Raw genomic sequence first — 24,748 nt, forward strand, 5'->3', positions numbered from 1 at the left:
ATGTCTCGAATGCCGTGGCCCGTTCGTGTGATGGACCGGGTGGATCAGGTCCTGGTATGGCTGTCCCAGGCCCTGCTCGCCGCCATGGTCGGCATCACCTTTGTGTCGGTGGTGGGGCGGAGTTTTTTCCGCAGCCCGGTCCCCGATGATCTGCTGCTTTCGGAAATGCTGATGGTGGCGATCGTGTTCGTGCCACTGAGCTACGTCCAATCCATTCGCGCCCACATCGAAGTCACCGTGCTCACCGATCACCTGCCCCGCTGGCTGCAGGAAACCCTGGTCTCGATCGGTCTGATCATCGGCATCGTCATGTTCGCCTGGATGGCCTGGCTCAGCGCCGGCAAGGCCTGGGAATCCTATGAGTGGGGAGAAATCGCCTATGCCAGCACGCTGGGGTTACCAGAATGGCCGGTGCGCGCCTTGATTCCCTTGGGCCTGACCTGGTGGTGCGTGCGCATGTTGATTCAACTGCTGATGCCCTGGACCCGCGAGCCGCCGGAGTCCGAGGTGGAACGCACTTTGCGCGAATCCGAGGACGCTTGACCGTTCATTATCGGAATAGCACGGGTCCTCTGAATATTTCGGGCGCATCGCCCCTTCAAGAACGATAACAACAGGAGATCCAATGGATCCGGTTACGATCGGCATTGTGGTCACCGTGGTAATGGTGGCCCTGTTATTGCTGCGTATTCCCATTGCCGTGGTACTGGTCAGTACCGGCTATGTCGGCCTGGTGCTGGTCATGGCGGTACGCACCGGCGAATTCGATCTGGCGCGCGGTTTGAGCACCGCCAATCAGTTCCTGTCGGATCTGCCCTATTCCTCCACCGCGGAATACACCTTCACCACCATTCCCATGTTTCTGTTGATGGGCTACCTGGCCACCGAAGCCGGTTTCACCCGTGATATCTATCAGACCGCCCGGCTGTGGCTGGCGCGGGTCCCCGGCGGCCTGGCCGTGGCCTCCTCGGTGGGTTGCGCGCTGTTCGCCGCGATCAGTGGTTCGAGCCTGGCCACCGCCGCCGCCATGGGCCGCATGGCGATTCCGGAAATGCTCAAGCACGGTTACGATAAGCGCCTCGCCACCGGCGTGGTGGCCGCTTCCGGCACCCTCGGCTCGCTGATTCCACCCAGCATTTTGATGATCCTGTACGCGGTGTTCACCGACCAGTCCATCGCCAAGCTGTTCATCGCCGGCATCGTTCCCGGCATTCTGTCCCTCGGTATTTATGTCGGTTTCGTCATGCTTCGCAGCAAAATGAATCCTGCCCTGGCGCCGCCAGTGCCGAAGGTCGACATGGCCGAGAAGATGGCGGCGCTGAAGAAAAGCTGGAACATGCTGGCGCTGATCGCGTTGATCGTGATCGGTCTCTACAGCGGTATTTTCACGCCTTCGGAAGCGGGCGCGGTGGGTGCCGCGGTGGCGTTCCTGATGTGTATCGTCACCCGTCGTCTGGACGGGGAAAAAACCCGCAATGCCCTGAACGAAACCCTGAAGACCACGTCCATGCTGTTCGCCGCGGTGATCGGCGCCTACATGGTGACCTCTTTCACCGCCCTCACCGGCATCGCCTCGGAGCTGACCTCCTGGGCCGGCAATCTGGATGTGCCACCGGTGGTGATCCTGCTGTCGCTGACCGTGCTCTACGTGTTCCTGGGCACCTTCATGGGTTCCATCGAGATCATGCTGCTGACGCTGCCGGTGGTGATCCCGATCATCAAGGGGCTGGAGTACGATCTGATCTGGTTCGGCATCATCATGATCAAGTATCTGGAAATCGGCATGATCACACCGCCGGTGGGGATCAACTGCTTCATCATAAAAGGTGTGGTGGGCCGCTCCGTCAGCCTCGGCCAGATCTTCCACGGGGTGACCTGGTTCATCGTCCTGGATGTCATCACCGTCGCCATCCTGATCCTGTTCCCGGATCTGGTCACCTTCCTGCCCAACCTCATGTAATGGTTCCTGGAGAAAATCCCTCATGTACCTCACGCAATCCCTGCACAAGGCCCTGCAACAATGCCCCGAGCGCACCGCCACCGTTTGCGACGGGCGGCGTCACAGCTACGCCGAGTGGGTCCCGCGGGTGGCCCGGGTGGCCGGAGCCCTGCAGGGACTTGGCGTGGCACCCGGCGATCGCGTCGGTATTCTCGCCCTGGGCTCGGACCGTTATCTGGAAACCATTTACGGCTGCTGGTGGCGCGGCGCGGTGATCAACCCGGTGAACATCCGCTGGAGCCCGAGGGAAATCGCCTACTCCCTGGACGACTGCGGCACCCGGGTGCTGCTGGTGGACCGCAACTTCGTCCACATGGTGCCGCGATTGGGGGAGCTGTCCGAGGCTCTGGAAGAAGTGATCTATCTGGACGACGACGCACCGGCGGATCTCACCGGCTATGAAAGCTGGATCGCCGACGCGCCCGAACTGGACGACCAGATCGCCAGCCACCAACAGTTGGCCGCCATTCTATATACCGGCGGCACCACCGGCGCGCCCAAGGGGGTGATGCTCAGCCATCGCAATCTGTACTCCGGCACCCTGGGTCAGATGGCGGCGGTGCAACGCAGTCATCACCCGGTGGCGCTGTACTCCTCGCCGCTGTTTCATGTGGCCGGCATGGCCTCCGTGGTACAGATCGCGGTGCGCCAGGGCACCCATGTGATTCTGCCGGGATTCGATCCGGCGGTGGTGCTGGACACCATCGAGCGGGAAGGCGTGGAAGAAACCTTTCTGGTGCCGACCATGCTGCGCATGTTGCTGGATCATCCGGACTTCTCCCGGCACGATCTTTCAGCGCTGAAGTACCTTCGTTACGGTGCTTCCCCCATGGACGAGGCGCTGCTGCTGCGGGCCATGGAAGTCCTGCCCGGCGCGGAATTCTCGCAAAGCTACGGCATGACCGAACTGTCGCCGGTGATTTCGATCCTCAGCGGCTGGCACCACACCGCCGAGGGACGCCGCGCCGGCAAACTCAAGTCCGCCGGCTATCCGCTGCCCAACGCGGAAGTCCGCATCGTCGACGAAAACGATAACGACGTGCCGCCGGGCCAGGTGGGCGAAATCATCGCGCGCGGCCCCATGGTCATGGAAGGCTACTGGAACAAGCCGGAACAGACCGCCGAGGCCCTGCGCAACGGCTGGATGCACACCGGCGATGGCGGCTACATGGACGAGGACGGTTTTATCTACGTGGTCGACCGGATCAAGGACATGATCGTCACCGGCGGCGAAAACGTCTATTCCGCGGAAGTGGAAAACGCTTTACTGAAAATGCCGGAGGTCGCCCAATGCGCGGTGATCGGCGTACCCGATGAACGCTGGGGTGAGCGCGTGCATGCGGTGGTGGTAACGGCCCCCGGTCAGCAACTGGACGAGCAGCGCATCGACGCTCACTGCCGTGACCTGATCGCCGGCTACAAATGCCCCAAGAGCATCGAGTTCCGTGATGCCCTGCCCATGTCCGGCGCCGGCAAGATCCTCAAGTACGAGCTGCGCAAACCCTTCTGGGAAGGCCGGCAACGGCGGGTAAGCTGACACCGGGTGCCATCCGCTCATTTGAGACTCAGGTCACCGTTCCAGAGGGTGCCTTTGAAGACGCCGCACGCGATGCCTAAACTTGCGCGTTTTTGACGCGCAAAGGAGAGCCCCCGTGCAAAAACGCGTACTCGTCCCCCTGATCGCCCTCCCCCTGTTCAGCCCCTCCGCCCTGGCCGGGGATCTGTATCCCCTGGGCAAGGCCGAAGGCACCACCTGGAAAACCGTGGCCCAGGCCGAGGAAGACAACCGCCTGTCCGTGGCGGCGTTGTCCACCGACGGCGAGATGCAAATGGTGTTCACCTTCGAAACCATCATCGGCAGCACCGAACAGTTCCTCGGCGTATTCGATGCGCCGGCGGCGAGCTGTGGTCAGAGCGACGGCAAGACCATGACCCTGAGCGCCCCGGATCCGTCCCGTCTGATGCAGGTGAATGGTCAGGAATTCCCCTCCTCGGAAAATTGCCTGGAGGGCCACACCCATTATTCGTTCAAGGGCGTGGACGCCACCCACGACATCAGCGCGTCGCTGATCGCCGGCAAGCCGGTAACGCTGAGCATCCCCCGCGACGACGGCCGCAAGGAATACACCTGGGAGCCGGACGGCTTCAAGGCTCTGGCGCAGGAGCGGGTGAAAGAGTACGAAGAGGGGTCGCGTTATCAAGCCTACAAGGGCATGACCCGCTAAGCAACGCGGCTGTTTTCCCTGTCTGGAGAGGATACCGGGTGCGCTAGCGGCATCGCCGCTAGCGCACTGTACTCCTACTCACTTCTTCCCATTGCCGCCTCCACAGCCTCCTCCAGCATCTCCAGGCGATCTTGTCCCCAAAAGAGTTCTCCCTGAAAAACGTAAGACGGAGAACCAAATACCCCGGCACTCACCGCTTCATCGGTATAGTAACGATACACATCGGCAATATCGCTTTGTCTGGCCAGAGAGATCAGACGACCACCGTCCAATCCCCTCTCATTCAAGATATCAAGCAATGTCCGCTCCGAAGAGATATCCCGGTCTTGGCACCACTGTGCATGGAGAATCGACTTATACAGTGGTCCCACCGGGAGTCCCTGACGGTCGGCGGCAATAACGATGCAAGACGCCAGATCAGCATTCGGGCACATGAAAGCAGGTTGCGCGTTAATCGATATTTTCAGCTTGCGACACCACCGCTTTAATTCCAATACACGATAGGCCCGCCGCTCGGGTGAACGATCACTCAGGAGCTGCCCTCCTGTTCTATAATAAATATTGGGCAAATCAACTGGTTTGTATAACACCCGTATATTTTGCCGCTCTGCCAGAGCTTCCAGACGATCCGCACCAAGATAGGCCCAATCCGAGTTCATCCAGAAGTAGTAATCGATGGTCTCGACTTTCATGCACCCACTCCTTCCGTTATACGATCCGGTATGACAAACCGCCCTGGACCGTGCATCAGGAACGAGCAGACTACGGCGATGGCTCCGAGTGCGCTCAGATACCAAATAATATAACGAGGGTCACCGTCACCAAGGCCAAGTAAAGACGTCGCCATAATGGGAGCCAACCCACCGCCAATGGCCCCCGACACCTGAACGGCAATGGAAATACCGCTATAACGCACTTCCGCGGGAAATTGAGCGGAGAACAAGCCGCCTTCGGGGCCGTACAGAGATGAATACACGCCACCAATTGCGATCACTACGGCCAGCGTGATGTAAGTCACTTCCAGGGTTTGTAACAGGGAGAAAAACACTGGCGAAAAAAGCGCTATTCCAACAGAGCCTCCCATGAAGATCCATTTATAGCCTACCCGATCCCCCAGCATCCCGAATAATGGAATGAACACCAAGGCCGCGAAGGCGCCCCAAATAGTGGCATCCAACATAATCCCGCGCTCCAACCCCAGCGTACTGGTAACATAGGTAAGCGCAAAGGTAACTACCGTGTAGAACCAGGTAACCTCCGCCAAGCGCCCTCCCACCACAACGAGGACCTCCTTCGGGTAGCGCCGCAGGACTTCCAATGCCGGCACGTCCACCTTGTTGCCCTTCTCTTCCATTTTTTCGAAATCCGGCGATTCAGCTACCTTCACCCTGATGAACCACCCAATCAAAAGCAATACGACGCTAGCCAGGAATGGCAGTCTCCATCCCCAACTCAACATCTCGCTTTCTGGCAGGGTGGCAACCAATCCCATGGCGAACGATGACAGGATCAGACCAGGAGCAACGCCGGCTTGGGGCAAGCTACCGAAGAACCCTTTCTTACCCTGAGGTGCGGATTCCACCGCCATTAGTACGGCCCCGCCCCACTCGCCTCCCACGGCGATGCCTTGCAGGAAGCGCATCAGAACCAACAGGACGGCGGCCCAATAGCCGATATCTTCATAGGTGGGAATAAGACCGATGAGAATAGTGGGAATACCCATCAGGAACAGTGTAATGAGCAACATGGATTTGCGCCCGACCCGATCACCAAAATGACCGAATATCAAACCACCGAGAGGACGGGCAAAGAACCCCACCGAGTAGGTGGCAAACGCGGCTAAAGTACCCATGAGGGGATCAAATTCAGGAAAGAATATCTTATTGAAGATCAAAGCCGCCGCGGTGCCATAGAGGAAAAAATCGTACCATTCAATGGTTGTTCCCATCATGCTGGCCAGTCCGGCGGTGATGTATTGGCGGCGAGAGCGCGCCGCCGCGGGCGTATGCGTAGTCATTTTAGTTTCCTTTATGCGTTTTTGTTGTTTTCAGAGGAGAGCCAGGCTCATTTCGTCGGCAATGGAGGAATGCCGTGTGTCTGTCGAGCCCAGTAGTTGAAGGTGGCGTTAACGATCGACGGTTTGAGAAGGTAATCGTGGGCTTCCCGGGCAAGCTCGTCGTCCACAGGAGTTAGCGGTCCGAATACACGCGCCCGGATCTGCATTCGGGCAGCGCGCTCCAGATAAACGGATAGGTAGGTCGCTTCTTCACAGGATACGCCGGCCGTTAAGTAGCCGTGATGAGCCAGGATAATCGCCTTCTTGTCCTGGATAGCTTCGGAAATGATCACTCCTTCCTGATCAGCGATAGGCACCCCAGGCCAGTCCGCCAGGAAGGCACAATCATCGTGCAGAGGCGTCATATCCATCTGCGAAATCACCAACGGCTGCCGCGCCGCGGCAAGGGCCGACGCCCAGGGTGAATGAGTATGAATGATGGCGTTGACGTCCGGCCGCGCGTCATAGACCCAAAGATGGAATCTGGTGGCGGGATTAGCCATCCCCTCTCCCGTTAAGGTATGTAGATCGCGATCGACCTCAATAAAATCATCAGGAGTCGCCTCATCGAAACCAAGCCCGAACCGGAGTGTCCAATAAGCACCAGGACGCCGCGAGCGAACGCTTATCTGCCCTGCCAGACCGGCTTCTTGCTCGGTCATCGCCAGGATGCGGCAGGCATAGGCCATGGTTTCCCGAACATCGCGCTCAACGCCATGAAGATGCTTCTCCATCTCCTGCGTCGCTCGCTGATCGAAATAGGATTTTTCTCTAAGGGAGGAATTCATGCTGACTCCTTTGTACATTGATAATCAGGAGTCAGTATCGGAGGGCTATATTTTCAGAGCCATGGAGTGAGAGTCATACCAGCTATTCCATGATTTATGTCAATTGCCTGCATATGCGTAACGCACATTGCAGAAGGTCCTCCGCCAAAGGCAAGGATGATCGTTTTCCCGGACTGATAGCTACGACCTTCCGGCGTAGCAAAGGATTGACTATCCGGACTTTTCGAAGCTGGTAATCAGCAAGCAGCGCATCCGGAATACGCCCGGGAAGAATGCAAGCACCGACGTCCGACGAAACCAGCTTCAACATAGCGTCAATAGTCTCCGCCTCCGCCACATATATCGGTTTCAGTCCCCCACTTTGCAGCATACGCCGAAGTGCATAATGTGACGGGAAGCCAACAAGCCTGAGATCCACATCATTCAGATCGATACTGCCATCAACACCGAGGGCAGATTCCTGATGGGTGATCAGGCACATGTCATCATCGAATAAGGGTTGGGAGTTCAAGGAACGGGACGCCACAGCGGAGTCGTAGACGAAGCCCAAATCCGCTTTTCCGCTTTCCACCAGCTCCACGACTTCGGGTGAGCTCCGCCCCAGCAGTGACAAATTGACGCTGGGATGTTTGCTAACAAAGCTCGCCACCACATCCGACATGAAGTAATAGCTCAGCGTATGCACCGTTGCCAGGCGCACGGTGCCCCGCGTGATGCCGTGCTCTTGGCGAATGGCATCCACGGCCTGATCGATTTGTTGATAAGACAGCTTGAGAACTTCGTACAACTTCTCGCCAGCTTCGGTCAGCACCACTCCACGGCCGGTTCGAGTGAACAGGGACTTTCCCAGGCCCGTCTCCAGCGCCGCCAGTTCCTTACTGATCCATGACTGCGTTCGATTCAGTTCTTCAGCGGCTTTGGAAAGTGACTTGAGTTCCGCGATGTGAACGAAACAGCGAAGTTGCCGGTCCGGGGTATCCATGAATCTCCTGTTACAGGTATTGGGAGTCCAGGATGAGTCTATGTCAGAAGGGAACGTATAGGCCAATCCCCCATGATTGAGCCCTCGTCCCCGGTTTGCTTTGTGGATATAAAAAACATTGAACCGGGGCGAGGAGGGAGTCGAGGGGCTTGCTAGCGTAAAAAGAAGAAATGACGATTATTTCTTGCGTCGAGTGCGGTAGCCGATTAGCCGCCACCGCACTCGGTTCGATCAGCGTTCCACCGCCAGAGCTACGCCCTGACCGCCACCGATGCACAGCGTGGCAAGACCGCGTTTGACGTCACGGCGCTGCATTTCATGCAGCAAAGTGACCAGGATTCGGCAGCCGGACGCGCCGATCGGGTGTCCCAGAGCGATGGCGCCGCCATTCACGTTGACCTTCTCCGCGTCCCACTCCAGTTCCTTGCCCACGGACAGCGCCTGGGCGGCGAACGCTTCATTGGCCTCGATCAGATCCACCTGATCCAGAGTCCAGCCGGCCCGTTCCAGGCAACGGCGGGTGGCGGACACCGGGGCGATGCCCATGATCGCCGGATCCACACCAGCGCTGGCCTGCCCGGCCAGACGCGCGAGGATCGGCAGCCCCAGTTCCCTGGCGCGGGCTTCGCTCATCAGCATCACCGCGGCACCACCGTCATTCAGCGTGGAGGCATTACCGGCGGTCACCGTGCCATCCTTCTTGAACGCCGGACGCAGGCCGGCCAGGGTCTCGGCGGTGGTGCCGGCGCGCGGTTGCTCGTCGGTGTCGAACACCTTCGGGTCACCCTTGCGCTGGGGGATCGTTACCGGCGTGATCTCATCCTTGAAACGTCCGCTTTCAATGGCGGCCAGCGCCTTGGCCTGGCTGGCTGCGGCGAAGGTGTCCTGCTCCTCCCGGGTAACGCCGTATTTCTCCGCCAGATTCTCGGCGGTGATGCCCATGTGGTAGTCGTTGAAGGCATCCCACAGGCCATCCTGGATCATCGAATCCACCAGCGAGGCGTGGCCCATGCGCAGACCGGTGCGGGCCTTGGGCAGCACATAAGGTGCCAGGCTCATGTTTTCCTGGCCGCCGGCGATGATGATATCAGCTTCCCCGCAGCGGATTGCCTGGCTGCCCAGGTGCACCGCCTTGAGGCCGGAGCCGCATACCTTGTTGATGGTGAGCGCCGGCACCTGCTGCGGCAGGCCGGCGTTGATCGCGGTCTGACGCGCCGGGTTCTGGCCGGCACCAGCGGTGAGCACCTGGCCGAGAATCACCTCGCTGATCTGATCCGCTGCCACTCCGGTATCCGCCAGCAGTTTGCGCACCACCGCTTCCCCCAGGGCGGTGGCGGGCAGATTGGCCAGGGACCCCTGGAAAGCACCGACGGCGGTGCGGGTGGCGGCGACGATGACCACGTCTTGCATAATCTCTCTCCCGGTCACGCCGGGCCGGGCCCGGCGGAATGATGAAAATTGGCCTCGCATGATAGCTTGATCGGGGCGGCGCGTCCCGGTCTGCTCACTCGGCGGCGCCGGCCTGCTTCCAGCCGCCCAGCAAACGCGGCCGCTCCAACGCCAGGTAGAGAATGACCCCGGCCGCCAACCCCCAACCAGCGCCATAGACCGCCAGCACCACGCCCATGGTGCCGGCGATGCCCCGCTCCAGGTTGTTGTTGAGCTGCTCGAAACCTACCATCAGGCAGATATAGCCGGTCAGAATCAGCGTCAGCGACAAGGCGATCGGTAGTACCGGCTGGAAAAAACTGACCAGCGGCAGCATGAACAGCGCCAGGAAGCCGGCGATCCAGAAAGTCCCGGCACCGCTGTAGATCGAATCCATGGCGTCCCGGCCATATTTATAGCGCTCGGCCATGGTGGCCCCCACCGCCGTCCACAGCGGCCCGGCCAGCCCCGGATAGGGAGCGAAGAAAGCATGCAGCGCGTTGCGGATGGCGGTCACCAGATGAACACGGTCCAGATCAATTTCGATCACTTCGTCACTGCGTAATTCATCCGCCCGCTGCATCAGCGATTGCCCGACGATGATATCGCCAAAAGCGATCACGTAAGCGATCACCGCCGTGGGCACCGCGTACAGGAACACCTTGGCGTCCGGTAATCCATGAGCGAACGGCAGATACTGCCAGAGCTGAGCAAAGGCCGGGCGGGTAATCCCCCATTGCAGCTCCGGCATCTTGTACTCACCCACCGCGATACCTACCCCGATGGCCACCAGCATACCCGGCACCATGCCGTAGTTGACGATCTTGCGCGCCAGCGGAAACTGCTTCACGTACTCCTGGAACGAAGCCGAGAACATGAAATAAAGACAGATCAGTCCGCCGATGACCAGGGAGACCGGCGTATTGGCGACCCGGCCGCCCTCGCTAATCTCCCCGGTGATGGCGGCGATACCCGCGCCGATGATGATCCCCGCCTTCATCGAGTTGGGAATGATGCGCACCAGCGCGCTGCCCAGGCGGGTGAGGCCGAGAATCAGGAAAATCAGAAACACCAGAAACTGCAGCGCGAACAGGCCCTGGATCGCCTCGGGCCCCGGTTCGAACTGGCCGAGATACAACACCACCACCGGTATCGCCGGGGTGATCCAACCCGGCACCAGCGGCACGCCCAGCAGCGCCGGCAACATGAAGCCGATGCCACAAATCACCACATAGGCCAGTGCCACGTCATAAGGCAAGCCCAGGTGTTTCTGTAGCAGCGGGATCATCGCCAGACTGACCACGAACATGATCAGCGCCTGAATCATTTCCGCCATTTCCCAGCGGTAATGAACGAACGGTAAGCGGATTCGGAAGGGCCCCAACGGCCAGCACGGTTGCTGCTCGCCGTCTTTGCGTTGATACATTTGCATTGTCGTTCTCCTCGACCGGCGAGCGCCGGCAGGGTCATTGTTGTTGTCGGAAAGCTTGCTACCGGAAACGCCGGGCGGGCCCCGGCTATCGGGCCTTACTCAAAAAAAACCCCGCCCCGGCGGCTTGCTGAGTGCGCCGGAGCGAGGCAAAAGCTACAGGTTTCTCGCCCACTCCCGCAGAACATACTTCTGGATCTTGCCGGTGGAAGTCTTCGGCAGATCCTGGAACACCACGGTTTTGGGTACTTTGAATCCGGCAAGGTGTTCACGGCAGAAGCCGATCACATCCGTCTCGGTAACAGCGGCGTGCTCCTGCCCGGCCTTGAGGGTGACGAAGGCGCAAGGCGTCTCACCCCATTTTTCATCGGGACGCGCCACCACCGCCGCTTCCAGCACGGAAGGGTGACGGTACAGCGTATTCTCCACCTCGATGGTGGAAATGTTCTCGCCGCCGGAAATGATGATGTCCTTGAGACGGTCCTTGATCTCCACGTAACCGTCCGCATGCCACACCGCCAGATCACCGGTATGGAACCAGCCACCCTCGAAGGCTTCGCGGGTAGCGGCTTCGTTTTTCAGGTAGCCCTTCATCACGGTATTGCCGCGCATGAAGATTTCACCAATGGTTTCGCCGTCCTTGGGCACCGGCCGCAGGCTTTTGGGATCCGCCACCATCACGCCTTCCAGGGTCGGGTAACGCACACCCTGGCGGGACTTGATTGTCGCCCGCTCCTCCAATGGCAGCTCATCCCAGTGGCCGTGCCAGGCACAGACGGTGACCGGCCCATAGACTTCGGTCAGCCCATACACATGGGTGACGTTGATACCCATTTCCTCCACCGCGCCGATCACCTTGGCCGGTGGCGCCGCGCCAGCGGTCATGGCGTTGACCGGATGATCAATGGCGGCCTTGGCCTCGTCCGGCATATTGATCAGAGCGTTCAACACCACCGGGGCGCCACAAAGATGGGAGACCTGATGTTGGCGGATCAGTGTCAGAATACGTTGCGGGTCGACTCGGCGCAGACACACATGCACGCCGGCCTGGGCGGTGATGGTCCAGGGATAACACCAGCCGTTACAGTGGAACATGGGCAGCGTCCACAGATACACCGGGTGCAACCCCATGGACCAAGTGGCCTGGTTGCCCAGGGAATTCAGATAGGCGCCGCGGTGGTGGTAGACCACGCCCTTGGGATCGCCGGTGGTGCCGGAGGTGTAGTTGAGAGAAATCGCATTCCACTCGTTGTCCGGCCATTGCCACTGGAACTCCGGATCACCCTCGGCAAGGAAAGCCTCGTAATCCAGCTCGCTGACCGGTTCACCTTCACCGTATTCGGGATCATCCACATCAATCAGCAGTGGCGGCGTCTCCAGTTTGGCCACGGCGTCACCGATCACCTGGTGGAATTCGCGATCCACGATCAGAACCTTGGCCTCACCATGACGCAGCATGTAGGCGATGGCGTCGGCGTCCAGACGGACATTGAGCGTATTGAGAACGGCGCCGATCATCGGCACGCCGAAATGGGCTTCCAGCATTGCCGGGATGTTCGGCAACATCGCGGCCACGGTATCGCCCTTGCCGATACCACGACCCGCCAGGGCTGAAGCAAGCCGCCGGCAGCGCCGGTAGGTTTCCCGCCAGGTGCGCCGGATATCACCGTGAATCACTGACGGATAGTCGGGGTAAACCGCCGCGGTACGCTCAATAAAGCTCAGCGGGGTCAGGGGAACATGATTGACTTCGGTGGGCGAAAGGCCCTGCTCATAAATGGACATAATGACCGTCCCGTAGTTGTTCGCGGTATTCTTCGGGTAGAGTTACCAGCATTAGCCCGCAACCCAGGGCGCATTTATAGACCATAAAGAACAAATATGGAAATAAAACTAGAGTCTTATAGTATATTTACCATATCTCTTGAATGAGCCCATAATGGACCAGGACGACGCCTTTCCCCTGTTGATGCGCGATTGGCTGCGATTGCAGCAGGACCGTATGCCCCGTTCTCAACGGGCCGCCGGTTTGTGCCGGATGATGGCCAGCACCCCGGAAGTGCGGCGCGCCTTCTACCTGTTCTGGCAGGAGGACGCCGGCGTCTACGATCACGCCGACGGCCAGGCCGGCCTGCCGCCGGGCCCCGGCGACCCGTTTCAGGCTTCGGATCACACCTTGCACCAGCGCCTGGCAGGTGAGACGGTGCTATCGCTGAGTGAATTACGCGCTCTGCCCTGCTGGCTCGCCGGCCGGGTCCGTCGCGCCGCCCTGCACCATGGCGCGATCCTGCCACTGGCGCTGGACGACCACAGCCAAGGCCTGTTGTTGCTGGAGTTGTCACCGCAGTGCGGCAGCCAGTGGCTGCCCTGGCTGGCCGCCATGCTCAATCAACTGGCCTGTCCATTGACTCACCGGGAAGGGGCTTTTGCACTGCTCAGCAACGACCCTCAACCGGCGGCGGTGCTCGATACCCGGGGCCGTCCCGTCGATACCAACCACGCACTGCAACAATTGCTCGGCGAGCACCGCATCGACGCCGACAGCTGCTTGCCAATCAACCACCAGGCCCTGGCCGCCGCTTGTCTGTCCCAGGGCCGCGCCATCGTCGACGTGGAGGCGCGGCTCGGCGATCGCATCCTGTTGTGGAACTTTATCCCCGACCCGCCCGGCCAGCGGATCCTGGCCCGTGGCCGTGACGCTACCGATCAGTTGCGAAACGAAAAGGCCGGCAACCGTGCCCGGCGCTTGTACCGTCTGATCACCGAGAACACCACCGATTTGATCTCGCGGCACACGCCCGACGGCGTGTTCCTTGACGCCTCACCAGCCTCCTGGGGTTTGTTGGGCTATTGGCCGGAACAATTGCGCGGCACGGCGGTGCAGGCGCTGTTTCATGAGCAGGACCGCGAACGGTTACAACAACAGGCCAAGGCGGCGCTGGAGGAACTGGGTTATCACACCATGACCTATCAGATCCGTCATCGGCGCGGCCACTATCTGTGGTTCGAGACCGCCAGCCACGCCATCCGTGAAACCTATACCGGCGCGGTGGTGGAAGTGGTCAGTGTCACACGCGACATCACCGCCCGGGTCCGGGCGGAAGAGAATCGCCGCCGTCTGGCCGAAGTCGTGGAAGCGAATACCGACCTGGTGCTGTTCGTCGGGCTCGACGAGCGCCTCACCTACGCCAACCGCGCCGCCCGCGAGGCTCTCGCCATCGGCCCGGATCCGTTGCCGGATCTGGCCGAATTGTTCGCCGCCGAGGATATCCGGCGGCTACGCGAACATGGCTGGAACAGCGCTCGGGAACAAGGGGTGTGGACCAGCGAGGCGCAACTGCGCGCCGGCGACTCCGGCGAATTCTTTCCGGTGTCCCTGGTACTGCTGGCCCACCGCGGCGCCGGCAACGACCAGTACTATTCCCTGGTCGCCCGGGACATGACCGAAAGGGCTTTGCGCGAAGCGCAACAGCGCCGCCACCAGAATGAACTGGCGCAAAGCAGCCGGCTGATCGCCATGGGCGAACTGGCCTCCGGCATCGCCCATGAAATCAACCAGCCGCTGGCGGCAATCAGCAATTACGCCGCCGCCAGCCTGCGCCATCTGCGCGCACTTGAACCGCCCCACCACGGTGATCCGGCGAAACTGGATACGGCTTCCGATCTGGCGCCCAAAATTGACAAGGTCGCCCAGGGGCTGGGCCGGATCAGCGAACACGCCCACCATGCCTCGGAGGTGATCCGGCGGCTGCGCGCCTTTCTGCGCAAAGGCCAGCGCCGCCTGGAGGCGCTCGATATCAACACGGTGGCGAGTCAGGCCATTCACCTTTGCGCCTGGGAAGCGGAGAGTCATCGTATTACCATCGCCAGGCAGTTTGCCAAGGACCTGCCACCACTGTACGCCGACCGTATCCTGCTGGAACAGGTGCTGGTGAATTTGCTGCGTAACGCGCTCGACGCCAACCGCGAACGCTGGCGGGAGCACCCCTCCGAAATCACCGTCGCCACCCAGCGCGCGCCGGACAATTTCCTGGTGATCCGAGTCCTCGATCAAGGCCCCGGTGCCGACCCGGAGACGCTCAAGCATATGTTCACACCGTTCTATACCAGTAAACCCGACGGCCTTGGCCTGGGATTGTCGATGAGCCGCTCGGTCATCGAGGGGCTCGGCGGTGAGCTGAATGCCCGCTCGTGCGAGCAAGGACTGGAAATGTACTGCCGGCTGCCGCTGGCCCATAACGAGGAGACCCCATGACCACCGGCGCACAAATCGTCTATGTGGTGGACGACGACCCCGGCATGCTGGAATCCACCGCCTGGCTGCTGGAATCGGTTGGCCTTGATGCCCGCCCGTTCACCAACGGCGGTGACTTTCTCGACGCTTGCGCGACAGGGGAAAACGCCTGTGTGCTACTGGATGTGCGCATGCCGACTCTGGGTGGCCTGCACGTCCAGCAAGCGATGAAGGAACGCGGCCTGGATTATCCGATCATCTTCGTCAGCGGCCACGCCGACGTTCCCATCGTGGTGCGGGCGTTCAAGGCCGGTGCGGTGGATTTCATCGAAAAGCCTTATAACGAGCAGTTACTGCTCGACAGCGTGCAACAGGCACTCAACAGTGAGCGAAAAGAATATCAGCAAGAAACCGGCCGTCAGCAGGTGGATGATAAGCTGGACACGCTCACCCCGCGGGAACGGGATGTGCTGCTGCCACTGGTCAAGGGCTATACCAATCGGGAGATCGCCGCGCAGTTAAATGTCAGCGTCAAAACCGTGGATCTGTATCGCTCACGGGTAATGAAGCGCATGGGCGCCGAACGCCTGCCCGATCTGGTCGGCATGGCGGTGGCGGCGGGGCTGGTGGATCCGTTGCGGTTACGCTGACCACTCGGCGCTTTCCCCCGCCACCGTCCGCAACACCCGAAAGGCTTGGTCCAGCAGCGGGCTGTGTTTCCCCCGGGCGTAGGCCAGGTACACCGGATAGGTGAATTCCGGTGCATCGGCAACCCGTTCCAAGGTGCCTTCGCGCAGATGCGGCTCGGCCACGCGGGTACGGAAATAACCGCTGCCGCCCTGCTGCAACAGAAACTGAATCGCCAGCGGTCCGAAATTGGCGGACACCGGCGAGCGCGCCCGCTCCGGCAAAGCGACGTCGTGTTGCTTGCGAAAATCCGCGCCCCAGTCCACATAGACATAGGGCTCCCCGGTGCGGACCGCCCGCACCAGGATCAATTTTTCTTCCAGCAGTTGTTCCACCTGCAATCCCGGCCAGTACGCTGGCCGGTGCACCAGCGCGGCGTCCAGTACCCCTCTCTCCAAACGTTCCTGCAATGCTTCACTGTCATGCACTTCGGCGCGGGTGGCGACGGTCGGATGCTGTTCCCGTAACCGCGTTACCCAGTTCAGCAACAGCGGATTCCACAGGCTGGTCTCGCCACCGAGTACCAACATGTCCTCGGCCCCTTCCGGCAACGGCAACTCGCGCCGCGCCGCCTCCCAGGTACGCACCAGTTGGCTAGCATGGGTGGTGAACCGCTCACCATGGGAGGTCAACCGCGCACCGGCCCGGTTGCGCACGAACAGGCGGCAGCCCAGTTGACCTTCCAGGTTATGAATGCGGGCGGTCACCGTGGTCTGGGTGATGTGCAACCGTTCGGCGGCGGCCATGAAACTGCCAGTGCGAACGATCTCCAGAAAGGTGCGGGCCAGATCGATGTCCATAATTAAAGCCTGCCCATGATTTATATCAATTTCTTTAAAGTTAAACCACATTCTATTTCATTATTCGTATTCAAAACACGCGCCCATACTGTCGGCCCCACGTTGAAACACGGAGCCGGAAATGACGGCGCAAGCCACACCGCCCCCTTTTTCCGACCCTCAATGGCACCAGGTCCGGCAGTTGCTGGCGACGCTGGATGCCCGGCAACGCTGGTGGTTGAGCGGCTATCTCGCCGCCAGCGACACCGAGCCGTCCACCACCGCCTCGACCAAAGCCTCCCCCAATCCGGTACTGATCGGTTACGGCACGGAAACCGACAACTGCCGCCGCCTGGCGCAGGCTCTGAGCGAACATTGCGGTGAATCCGGCATCGCCACGGAGGTGATCGACCTGGCCCGGTTGCGTCCCCGACAACTGGCGCGGCGCGATCATCTGGTGATCATCACCGCCACCCATGGCGACGGCGATCCGCCGGAACCCATCCAGGACTTTTATCAGGGCCTGATGGGTGACGGTGCACCGCAACTGGCGAACCTGAAATTCGCCGTACTGGCCCTGGGCGACAGCAGCTACGAACGCTTCTGTGTCACCGGCCAGGAGTTCGACCAGCGTCTGGAGGCCCTCGGTGGTGAACGGCTGATCGCCCGGCAGGACTGTGACGTGGATTTTGAACAGCCGGCCCGGGACTGGATCGCCCGCCTGTTGGAAAAACTGCCCAAAGCCAACACCACGGGCACTGCACAGGGTCCGGCCCGGGCACCCACCTCCAGCCCTCCCAGCTACGACAAACACCATCCACTAACGGTGGAGGTACTGGTCAACCAGAATCTGAGCGCCGCGGATCGCGCCCAGCCAATACACCATCTGGAACTGGCCCTGGATCAGGCGATTCCGGACCTGTTCCCCGGCGATGCCGTCGGCATTCTGGCCGACAACCCGCCGGAGCTGGTGGCGGCGGTGCTGGACGCCTGCGAGCTGTCCGGCGAGCAACCGGTGACCGTGAACGATGACGCTCAGCCCCTGGTGCAAGCGCTGCGTCAGACGCGGGATCTGACCATCGCCGGCACCGGCTTTCTTGCTTTCTGGGCGGAGCAAAGCCAGGCTCCGGCCCTGCTCGAACTGTGTCAGGCGGAGAGCCGTCGGCAGCGGGCGTTTCTGCGAGACCATCAACTGCTCGACCTGCTCCACCAGTATCCGGCGCGCCCGCCGGCACAAGCCCTGGTGGAAGCCCTGCGGCCACTGCAGCCGCGTCTGTACGACGTGGCCAACAGTCTGGCGGTGCTGGACGACGAGCTGCATCTTACCGTCAAGGCCTTCCACTATCCTTTCCGGGAGCGGCATGAGCAGGGCATCGCCTCCCGATACCTGTTGGACCTACAGCCCGGCGACCCGGTCCGTCTGTATCCGCACCGCAATGCGCGCTTTCGGCTGCCGGACGACGACGCGCCGCTGATCCTGATCGCCGAGGGTACCGGCATCGCCCCCTATCGCGCCTTCCTGCAAGCCTTGTCGCAACAATCCCAACGTCCGCCCTGCTGGCTGGTGTTCGCCGAACAGCGCTTCGAGGACGACTTTCTTTATCAACTGGATATTCAGCAGGCCCGCGCCGACGGTGTGCTGGAACGGGTGGATACCGTGTTTTATCAAGACCAGCCCGGCGCCGGCCTGATCACCCCATTGCTCGACCAGATCGATCGCCTGGGCACCTGGATCGACCGGGGCGCACACCTCTACCTGTGCGGCGACAAGGGTCGATTGAGCGACCTTGAGAGCGGACTGAAAACCGCCCTGGACCAGCGCCAGGGAGACGGCGCCTGGAAACAACTGGGCCGGGAAAAGCGCCTGCACCGCAACCTGTATTGAGGAGAGCGTGATGAGCGATCCCCACCCCGATCTCCGTCAGCCGCTGGAACGACTGAACGAGAACGAACAACTGAAGGCCCGCAGCCGTCACCTTCGCGGCACTATCTCCGAGGGGCTCGACGACCTGCTCACCGGCGCGGTGCCGGGCGAGGACCCTCTGCTGATGAAGTTTCACGGCATCTATCAGCAGGACGACCGCGACCGCCGCGCTGATCGCCGCCAGCGCCGCCTGGAACCGGCCTACCAGTTCATGGTGCGGCTGCGCATCCCCGGCGGCGTGCTGGACAAACACCAATGGCTGGGCCTGGACTGTCTTTCCCGTCTTTACGCCGAACGGGGTCTGCGCATCACCACCCGTGGCACCCTTCAATTGCATGGTGTGCGCAAACCGCATCTGCGCCCGTTGATCCAGGGGCTGCTCCCATTGGGGCTGGACACCATCGCCGCCTGCGGCGACGACAGTCGCGGCGTGGTGTGCGGCGCCAATCCGTACTTGTCCCAGGCTCATGAGCGGCTACAGAAACTGGCGCAAATCACCAGCGATCGTCTGATTCCGAAAACCGGCGCCTATGCGGACATCTGGTACCGGCAACCGACGCCGGTCCGCGACGACGAGGAGCCGGTCTACGGCGAGTTGTATCTGCCGCGCAAGTTCAAGGTGGGGTTCGTGCTGCCGCCGGTGAACGACGTCGACATCTATGGCCAGGATCTGGGCTATATCGCGGTGGTGGACAACGGCGATCTGATCGGCTTCAACGTCTGTGTCGGCGGCGGCATGGGCCAGTTGGACAATCGCGAGGACAGCTATCCCCGTCTGGCGGAGGAAATCGGCTTTATCGACGCCGATGAAGCGCCCGCTTTCGCCGAACTGGTAATGGGCATCCAACGCGACTTCGGTGATCGGCGGGATCGCCACCGGGCCCGTTTCAAGTACACCCTCGACCGTCTCGGCCTGCCCTGGTTCCTGGAAGAATTGGAACGCCGTCGTGGTCGCCCGCTGGAGCCGGCCCGCGGCATCCACTTCGAACACAACGGCGACCGACTCGGCTGGCAACAGGGCGACGATGGTCTTTGGCACGCCACCCTTTATGTGGAAAGCGGTCGCGTGGACGATGCCCTGCGCACGCAACTGGGCGGCTTTCTGGAACAGTATGGCGGCCGCCTGCGGCTGACCACCAACCAGAACTTGCAGTTGACCCATATCGAGACGCACGAACTGGAACAGGTGCAATGGCGCCTTGAAGACCTGGGACTGGATTGGCGCCTCGATCCTGAAGCGCAGGCCGCCCATACCCTCAGTTGCGTGGCACTGCCGACCTGCGGCCTGGCCATGGCCGAGGCGGAACGTTACTTACCCACGTTTCTGGAGCGCTTCCAGCGGCTCAAGGCTCAATACGGACTGCGCGAGGAACCCATCACCCTGCGTCTGACCGGCTGCCCCAACGGCTGCGCCCGGCCTTATCTGGCCGAGATCGCGCTCACCGGCCGCGCGCCAGGACTGTACAACCTGTATCTGGGCGGCAGCTTTCATGGCGACCGGCTAGCGCAACTGTACGCCGGCAACGTGGACGAAGAACGCTTCCTCGCGTTGCTCGCGCCCATGCTCGAACGCTATGCCGGCCAACGCCGTGACGGCGAACATTTCGGTGACTTCCTGCTGCGCAAGCAGCTGCTGGAAGAACGTCCGCTGACTTCCCTTTCTTCCTGATCCTGGAGACGTCCATGTCCGACTATCTGTTCATCCAAAGCCAGGACCCGTTTACCGAGGTCCGCTGCGCGGCGCAATACCAATTGGCCAGGCAACTCCGCGATGCTGGCCACCGGGTGCATGTCCTGCTGGTGCAAAACGGTGTGGCGCCGGCCCGGTTAGGCGCCCGCAGCGAGGTCTTCGACGCACTGCTCGGCGGCGGTGTCACTGTCAGCGCCGACGGCTTCTCACTGAAGCAGCGGGAAATCGAAGCGTCCGATTTGAAAGCCGAAGTCACCGTGGGCGACGTCGGCGACGCCGTCGATGCCCTGCTGGCCGGCAGCAAAGTGATCTGGAACTAGGAGTCCCCATGAGCGACCTGAAAACCCTGACCTTCGCCTTCATGGATCCGCCTTTTGAAAGCGAGCGGACCGTCACCTTCTTTCGCTTACTCGACGCGGCTCTGGAACGTGGCGCTTCGGTGCGCGTCTTCGCTTACGAGGGTGCCGTGGCCCTGGCCTTCGCCCGGCAAGCCCCTCATGGCAACGCGGTACACGGCCGTGACGCGGCGGAAGAAGATCATCCGCTGACCCGGGAATGGATCCGCGCCCTGCAGGAAAAAGCCGCCGCCAAGGACCTGAGCTTCGAATGGATCAACTGCGGCCTGTGCGTGGACGAGCGCGGCGTCAATGACGTCATCGACGGTTGCGGCCGGGGCGGCCCGCCGGACCTGTGGCGCTACGCCAGTGACGCCTTCAACACCCTGACCATCGGCACGAGGTAAGCGCCATGAAAGTACTGCAGGTTATCGATCAAGCCTTCCGCACCACGGTGGAGGAACAAGACGACACCATTCTCTGGCTGACCCAATCCATGCGCGGCGCGGGTGGCGATCTGCAGGTGCTGCTCAGTGGCCATGGCGTGCATTACGCGGTGCTGAATCAGCGCCAACCACCCCTGGTCCTGGGCACCTGGAAACAAAGCCAACCGGCGGAACTGGTTCGCGACCTCACCAATCTCACCGAAAGCGGCGTGCCCGTGTACGCGGTGCGCGAGGATCTGGAAGAACGCGGGCTCGCCGGCCTTCCTCTGCAAGCCGGAGTTGAACTGGTAAGCCGGGCCGGACTGGCGGATCTGTACGAACGGGTCGATCAGATATGGCAGTGGTAACACCGCCACCGGCATTACGCACCCCGCTTTGTGATCACCTGGGCTGCGCCTTCCCCATCCTGCTGGCCGGAATGGGGGGCGTTGCCCGCCACCGGCTGGCAGCGGCGGTGTGCAGGGCCGGCGGCTTTGGCGTGCTCGGCATGGTGCGCGAGCCGGTGGAACGAATCAGCGCCGAAGTTGACGCGTTACGCCGGCTCACCGACAAGCCGTTCGCGATCAATCTGATTCCCGCCGCCACCGAGAACGCCCAGCTCCATCAACAAGTGCGAACCTGCCTGACTCTTCAGGTGCCGTTCGTGGTGCTTTTCTGGGACGTGGACACCGCCCTGGTGCGGCACCTGGTCAGCGAAGGCATTCGTGTCATCCATCAGGTCGGCAGCACCTGGGACGCGGAACTGGCCATCGATGCCGGCGCCGAGATCATCATCGCCCAGGGCTGGGAGGCCGGCGGTCATGTTCGCGGTCATATCGGCACCCTGAGCCTGCTGGCCGAACTCGTTCCTGCCTGCCCGGTTCCCGTGGTGGCGTCCGGCGGCATCGCCAATGGCCGCTCACTGGTAGCGGCTCTGGCTTTGGGGGCTCAGGGCGCCAGCATCGGCAGCGCCTTCCTTGTCACCGAGGAAGCCAACGCCCACCCTCACCACCAACAACGGCTGATTCAGGCCGGCGCCGGCGATACCGTCCATTGCCGTGATTTCACCCGCAACTGGCATGAGCCGGCCCCGGTGCGAGTATTGCGCAATCGCGTGACCCGAGGGGAATACGACGATTTGCGGCAGGCCAATATTTCCGAGATCATCGGAGAACAGGACGGCCAGCCGGTTTATCTGTTCTCCACCGACTCGCCGCTGGCCGATGCCCGTGGAGAGCTGGACGACATGGCGTTGTACGCCGGTCAGTCCTGCGGACAGCTCCATCAAATCCTAACGGCGGAGCAACGCCTGAACCGCATTATCGAAGAGGCCGCCGAAACCCTGACCCGGTTAACCGGCAACCCATGAGGTTTCAATATGCAGCGCCCCACCCGGATTCAATGCAAACGTGTCTACGATGCCCGGGACGACAGCGACGGCTACCGTGCACTGGTGGATCGCGCCTGGCCGCGGGGCATGAAGAAAGAACAGGTGGCCGCCAATAACTGGTTTCGACAGCTGGCCCCCTCCACTGCGTTACGTAAATGGTTCGGGCACGATCCACAGCGCTGGGAAGAATTCCAGCGTCGTTATCATGAGGAGCTGGACGCCAACCCCGATCCGATCGACGCCCTGCTTGATGCCGCCGCAGGTCAACCGCTGACGCTTCTGTACTCGGCACGGGACACCAAACACAACAATGCCGTGGCGTTGCGCGCCTGGCTGATAAACCAGTTCAACGCAGGTAGCACCTGATCCAGGGCATATCATTCAGCAGCCATTCTCAGAGCTCGACCTCCCCATAGAACGCGCTGGTTCGAACTTTCTCATCCGACAATTGATTAATCAGCACACCTACATATTCAACTTCGGCACACTCTCAACCGGAGACCATTCTCGGAATCGGAGATGCGCCTATAAAAGCAATAGTGAAGACTGGATCCCACATTCCTGATGGAACGTTGTCACCTTTTTCCATGCGATGCGTCTATTCATATAAGCGCCAAAAACCACCTACTTCCATAGGAAAATCCAGCATGCCCTCTTCAGCGGCAAATCCTTATGAATGCTTGTTTGAGCTAAGCGACATCGGACTGGTGGAGCGTGCTCGACATGGCGACAGTGCCGCGTTCGAACTCATTATCCGACGCCACAATCAGCCCCTTTTTCGGGCCGCTATCGGTGTTCTCAATGATGAGGACCTAGCCCGAGAAGCAATGCAGGAGGCCTATCTTAACGCCTTCACAAATCTTGATTCCTTTCAGGGCCGGGCATCACTCAAGACCTGGTTAACCCGCATCGTCATCAATCAGGCCATCAGCTCGAAACGCCGCCAACGGCCAGAAATGTCCCTGAATCATGAAATCACTCACCTGCATGGCGAGTCGAACGAGAGAGACCCAATGGGCTCCCACATGGTCAACGTATCAAACCCAGAAACCGAGGTAAGTCGACAACAGCTAAGGCAGCTTCTGGAAGAAGCGATTCGCGCCCTTCCGGAAATATACCGTTGTGTCTTCCTCCTTAGAGAGGTGGAAGGGCTCTCCTCGGCCGACAGTGCCCTCTGTCTCGACATAAGCGAAGTGCTGGTTAAAAAACGTCTCTCCCGGGCCCGTGAGATGCTCCGCCAGCGCTTATTACGAACAATGGAAGTCCTGGAACCGGACATCTTCGAGTTTGCCGGAAAACGCTGCGACGTCATGACCGCGGCGGTTATGGAGGAGCTGGCAAGAAGACAGCGGACTGGCAAGTCGTAACAGCGCACACCATCACCCCCGAAAGCATAGCGAGGATAATACTCATGAAAACAAAGAACCTGGCCGTAACGGCCCTTTTCCTGGCAACCGCCATTGGGACGACGCTGGCTGAGCAACCCCATTCCACGCCTATGAACATGTTTGGCGGTGCATCCTATCAGGGTGAGCCCGCTTTGGATGTCACTGCGGCCCTGATCCAGGCCGGTGGAGGTAGCGATGAATTCAGCTTCGCACAGGCCCTGACGGCAATGCTTGGAAAGCACACCGTCAAAAGTGAGATCGCCAAACTAAACAAGCAATATGGGAAAGATCAGGTAGATACTTTCATCAAGGGTATGGACATGGCCATCATCTACGCACTCAAACGCGCACAAGAAGCCGGTATTACTCTTCCTGAGCCCGCCGAACTATCCGGGACAGAACTAGCCAGAACCCTGGTGGAAGCCGGCACCACCGCGGATGGCACGTTCTGGAGTGGCTATTTATTCGACAAAGCCATTTCGCACGAACTCCATAACCAAGTCATGGCGGACATCAACGCAGAAGCGGGGTTCGAGGCCGATAAAATCACTCACAAAATACTTAACCAGGCCATGTATGATGTAGCCCATTCCTTGGGCATGACAAGTACCAAGCTTGCCGACCTACATTAAGGCGCCTTGTCATGCTGACCTCTACCTCTTACTAGGAGAGGCGGCCATACGAATGAGACAAGCATCTCTGGCAAGAATGAATCACGGATATTTGATGCAGATCAAGACGATACAACAGCAAACCGGTAGCCTGACTCTGCCGTCGCCACTCCCCTTCCCCTGGTTCGCGCTCCGTCCGGTCGCTGGGGGGTACGGCGGCGGCACTTTTCCTTCCCCGCTTTCCCCAATACACAGACCCGCCTTCTCTCAGGGAACTACAAAGCCACTGTGGGAGCTTGCCTGCAAGCGAAAAGGGAGCTGCGATATTCGCTTACAGGCAAGCTCCCACAACCCTTCATTCGCCAGCAAGGCTAGTTC

23 protein-coding genes are annotated in these 24,748 nt (G+C 60.6%); 15 read left to right on the forward strand and 8 right to left on the reverse strand.

Annotated elements, in window-relative coordinates:
• The 4 genes from RYH70_RS13415 to RYH70_RS13430 all read left to right on the forward strand — a co-directional run bounded on the left by RYH70_RS13415 (position 1) and on the right by RYH70_RS13430 (position 4,224).
• Entirely contained in the window at positions 1 to 543 is a 543-nt protein-coding gene (locus RYH70_RS13415; protein ID WP_233916615.1) for a TRAP transporter small permease, read from the forward strand.
• 82 nt (positions 544 to 625) lie between these two features.
• Positions 626 to 1,960, forward strand: coding sequence for a TRAP transporter large permease (locus RYH70_RS13420; protein ID WP_022997120.1), 1,335 nt, complete (start codon positions 626 to 628; stop codon positions 1,958 to 1,960).
• Positions 1,961 to 1,982: 22 nt separating this feature from the next.
• The gene (locus RYH70_RS13425) at positions 1,983 to 3,536 is read left to right on the forward strand and encodes an acyl-CoA synthetase (RefSeq protein WP_316308278.1); all 1,554 of its coding nucleotides are present in this window, start codon (positions 1,983 to 1,985) and stop codon (positions 3,534 to 3,536) included.
• A gap of 115 nt (positions 3,537 to 3,651) precedes the next feature.
• Positions 3,652 to 4,224, forward strand: coding sequence for a hypothetical protein (locus RYH70_RS13430; RefSeq protein WP_317009251.1), 573 nt, complete (start codon positions 3,652 to 3,654; stop codon positions 4,222 to 4,224).
• A gap of 74 nt (positions 4,225 to 4,298) precedes the next feature.
• Here RYH70_RS13430 and RYH70_RS13435 read toward each other — a convergent pair whose 3' ends face one another.
• The 7 genes from RYH70_RS13435 to RYH70_RS13465 form a co-directional block, all read right to left on the reverse strand.
• Entirely contained in the window at positions 4,299 to 4,916 is a 618-nt protein-coding gene (locus tag RYH70_RS13435) for a 2-hydroxychromene-2-carboxylate isomerase (RefSeq protein ID WP_080531231.1), read from the reverse strand.
• The gene (locus RYH70_RS13440; RefSeq protein WP_233916614.1) at positions 4,913 to 6,241 is read right to left on the reverse strand and encodes an MFS transporter; all 1,329 of its coding nucleotides are present in this window, start codon (positions 6,239 to 6,241) and stop codon (positions 4,913 to 4,915) included. Before RYH70_RS13440 ends, RYH70_RS13435 begins: the two co-directional genes overlap by 4 nt.
• Before the next feature lie 47 nt (positions 6,242 to 6,288).
• Complete coding sequence (locus RYH70_RS13445; RefSeq protein ID WP_063139922.1) at positions 6,289 to 7,068, reverse strand: aldolase; 780 nt, start codon at positions 7,066 to 7,068, stop codon at positions 6,289 to 6,291.
• 94 nt (positions 7,069 to 7,162) lie between these two features.
• Entirely contained in the window at positions 7,163 to 8,050 is an 888-nt protein-coding gene (locus RYH70_RS13450) for a LysR family transcriptional regulator (RefSeq protein ID WP_063139921.1), read from the reverse strand.
• 231 nt (positions 8,051 to 8,281) lie between these two features.
• Positions 8,282 to 9,460: an acetyl-CoA C-acetyltransferase gene (locus RYH70_RS13455; protein ID WP_022997123.1), complete on the reverse strand. Its 1,179-nt coding sequence runs from the start codon at positions 9,458 to 9,460 to the stop codon at positions 8,282 to 8,284.
• Positions 9,461 to 9,554: 94 nt separating this feature from the next.
• Complete coding sequence (locus tag RYH70_RS13460; RefSeq protein ID WP_022997124.1) at positions 9,555 to 10,910, reverse strand: solute carrier family 23 protein; 1,356 nt, start codon at positions 10,908 to 10,910, stop codon at positions 9,555 to 9,557.
• A gap of 153 nt (positions 10,911 to 11,063) precedes the next feature.
• A complete protein-coding gene (locus RYH70_RS13465) occupies positions 11,064 to 12,692 on the reverse strand; it encodes an acyl-CoA synthetase (RefSeq protein ID WP_022997125.1) in 1,629 nt (542 codons plus the stop codon).
• A 154-nt stretch (positions 12,693 to 12,846) separates the two neighbouring features.
• Here RYH70_RS13465 and RYH70_RS13470 point away from each other — a divergent pair, with 154 nt between their 5' ends.
• Together RYH70_RS13470 and RYH70_RS13475 are read left to right on the forward strand one after the other, a co-directional pair.
• The gene (locus RYH70_RS13470; protein ID WP_063139918.1) at positions 12,847 to 15,162 is read left to right on the forward strand and encodes a PAS domain-containing sensor histidine kinase; all 2,316 of its coding nucleotides are present in this window, start codon (positions 12,847 to 12,849) and stop codon (positions 15,160 to 15,162) included.
• Positions 15,159 to 15,791 carry a response regulator transcription factor gene (locus tag RYH70_RS13475; protein WP_022997127.1) on the forward strand — a complete coding sequence of 211 codons (633 nt, stop codon included), beginning with the start codon at positions 15,159 to 15,161 and terminating at the stop codon, positions 15,789 to 15,791. Before RYH70_RS13470 ends, RYH70_RS13475 begins: the two co-directional genes overlap by 4 nt.
• On the opposite strand, the gene RYH70_RS13480 is transcribed toward RYH70_RS13475, so the two are convergent.
• On the reverse strand, positions 15,783 to 16,628 hold the full coding sequence (locus RYH70_RS13480) for a LysR family transcriptional regulator (RefSeq protein WP_026949516.1): 846 nt from the start codon (positions 16,626 to 16,628) through the stop codon (positions 15,783 to 15,785). The two genes, RYH70_RS13475 and RYH70_RS13480, sit on opposite strands and share 9 nt — an antisense overlap.
• A gap of 121 nt (positions 16,629 to 16,749) precedes the next feature.
• Between RYH70_RS13480 and RYH70_RS13485 the strand changes: the two genes are divergently transcribed.
• From RYH70_RS13485 to RYH70_RS13525, 9 genes are all read left to right on the forward strand, one after another.
• Positions 16,750 to 18,492 carry a diflavin oxidoreductase gene (locus RYH70_RS13485; protein WP_163126079.1) on the forward strand — a complete coding sequence of 581 codons (1,743 nt, stop codon included), beginning with the start codon at positions 16,750 to 16,752 and terminating at the stop codon, positions 18,490 to 18,492.
• Between the two features lie 10 nt (positions 18,493 to 18,502).
• A complete protein-coding gene (locus RYH70_RS13490) occupies positions 18,503 to 20,200 on the forward strand; it encodes an NADPH-dependent assimilatory sulfite reductase hemoprotein subunit (protein WP_284455859.1) in 1,698 nt (565 codons plus the stop codon).
• 14 nt (positions 20,201 to 20,214) lie between these two features.
• Positions 20,215 to 20,541 (forward strand): DsrE family protein, encoded by a 327-nt coding sequence (locus RYH70_RS13495; protein ID WP_022997131.1) that lies wholly within the window; start codon positions 20,215 to 20,217, stop codon positions 20,539 to 20,541.
• Between the two features lie 8 nt (positions 20,542 to 20,549).
• Positions 20,550 to 20,963 carry a DsrE/DsrF/TusD sulfur relay family protein gene (locus RYH70_RS13500; RefSeq protein ID WP_022997132.1) on the forward strand — a complete coding sequence of 138 codons (414 nt, stop codon included), beginning with the start codon at positions 20,550 to 20,552 and terminating at the stop codon, positions 20,961 to 20,963.
• Between the two features lie 5 nt (positions 20,964 to 20,968).
• On the forward strand, positions 20,969 to 21,349 hold the full coding sequence (locus RYH70_RS13505) for a DsrE family protein (protein WP_022997133.1): 381 nt from the start codon (positions 20,969 to 20,971) through the stop codon (positions 21,347 to 21,349).
• A complete protein-coding gene (locus RYH70_RS13510) occupies positions 21,337 to 22,350 on the forward strand; it encodes an NAD(P)H-dependent flavin oxidoreductase (protein WP_317009252.1) in 1,014 nt (337 codons plus the stop codon). Before RYH70_RS13505 ends, RYH70_RS13510 begins: the two co-directional genes overlap by 13 nt.
• 9 nt (positions 22,351 to 22,359) lie before the next feature.
• Positions 22,360 to 22,737: a DUF488 domain-containing protein gene (locus tag RYH70_RS13515; protein ID WP_022997135.1), complete on the forward strand. Its 378-nt coding sequence runs from the start codon at positions 22,360 to 22,362 to the stop codon at positions 22,735 to 22,737.
• A gap of 281 nt (positions 22,738 to 23,018) precedes the next feature.
• Positions 23,019 to 23,738 carry an RNA polymerase sigma factor gene (locus RYH70_RS13520; RefSeq protein WP_179746524.1) on the forward strand — a complete coding sequence of 240 codons (720 nt, stop codon included), beginning with the start codon at positions 23,019 to 23,021 and terminating at the stop codon, positions 23,736 to 23,738.
• Between the two features lie 44 nt (positions 23,739 to 23,782).
• Positions 23,783 to 24,391 (forward strand): hypothetical protein, encoded by a 609-nt coding sequence (locus RYH70_RS13525; protein ID WP_022997137.1) that lies wholly within the window; start codon positions 23,783 to 23,785, stop codon positions 24,389 to 24,391.
• Positions 24,392 to 24,748: the final 357 nt, after the last annotated feature.

The sequence above is a fragment of the Alloalcanivorax xenomutans genome (assembly GCF_032810065.1).
GTDB classification, from domain to species: Bacteria; Pseudomonadota; Gammaproteobacteria; order Pseudomonadales; family Alcanivoracaceae; genus Alloalcanivorax; species Alloalcanivorax xenomutans.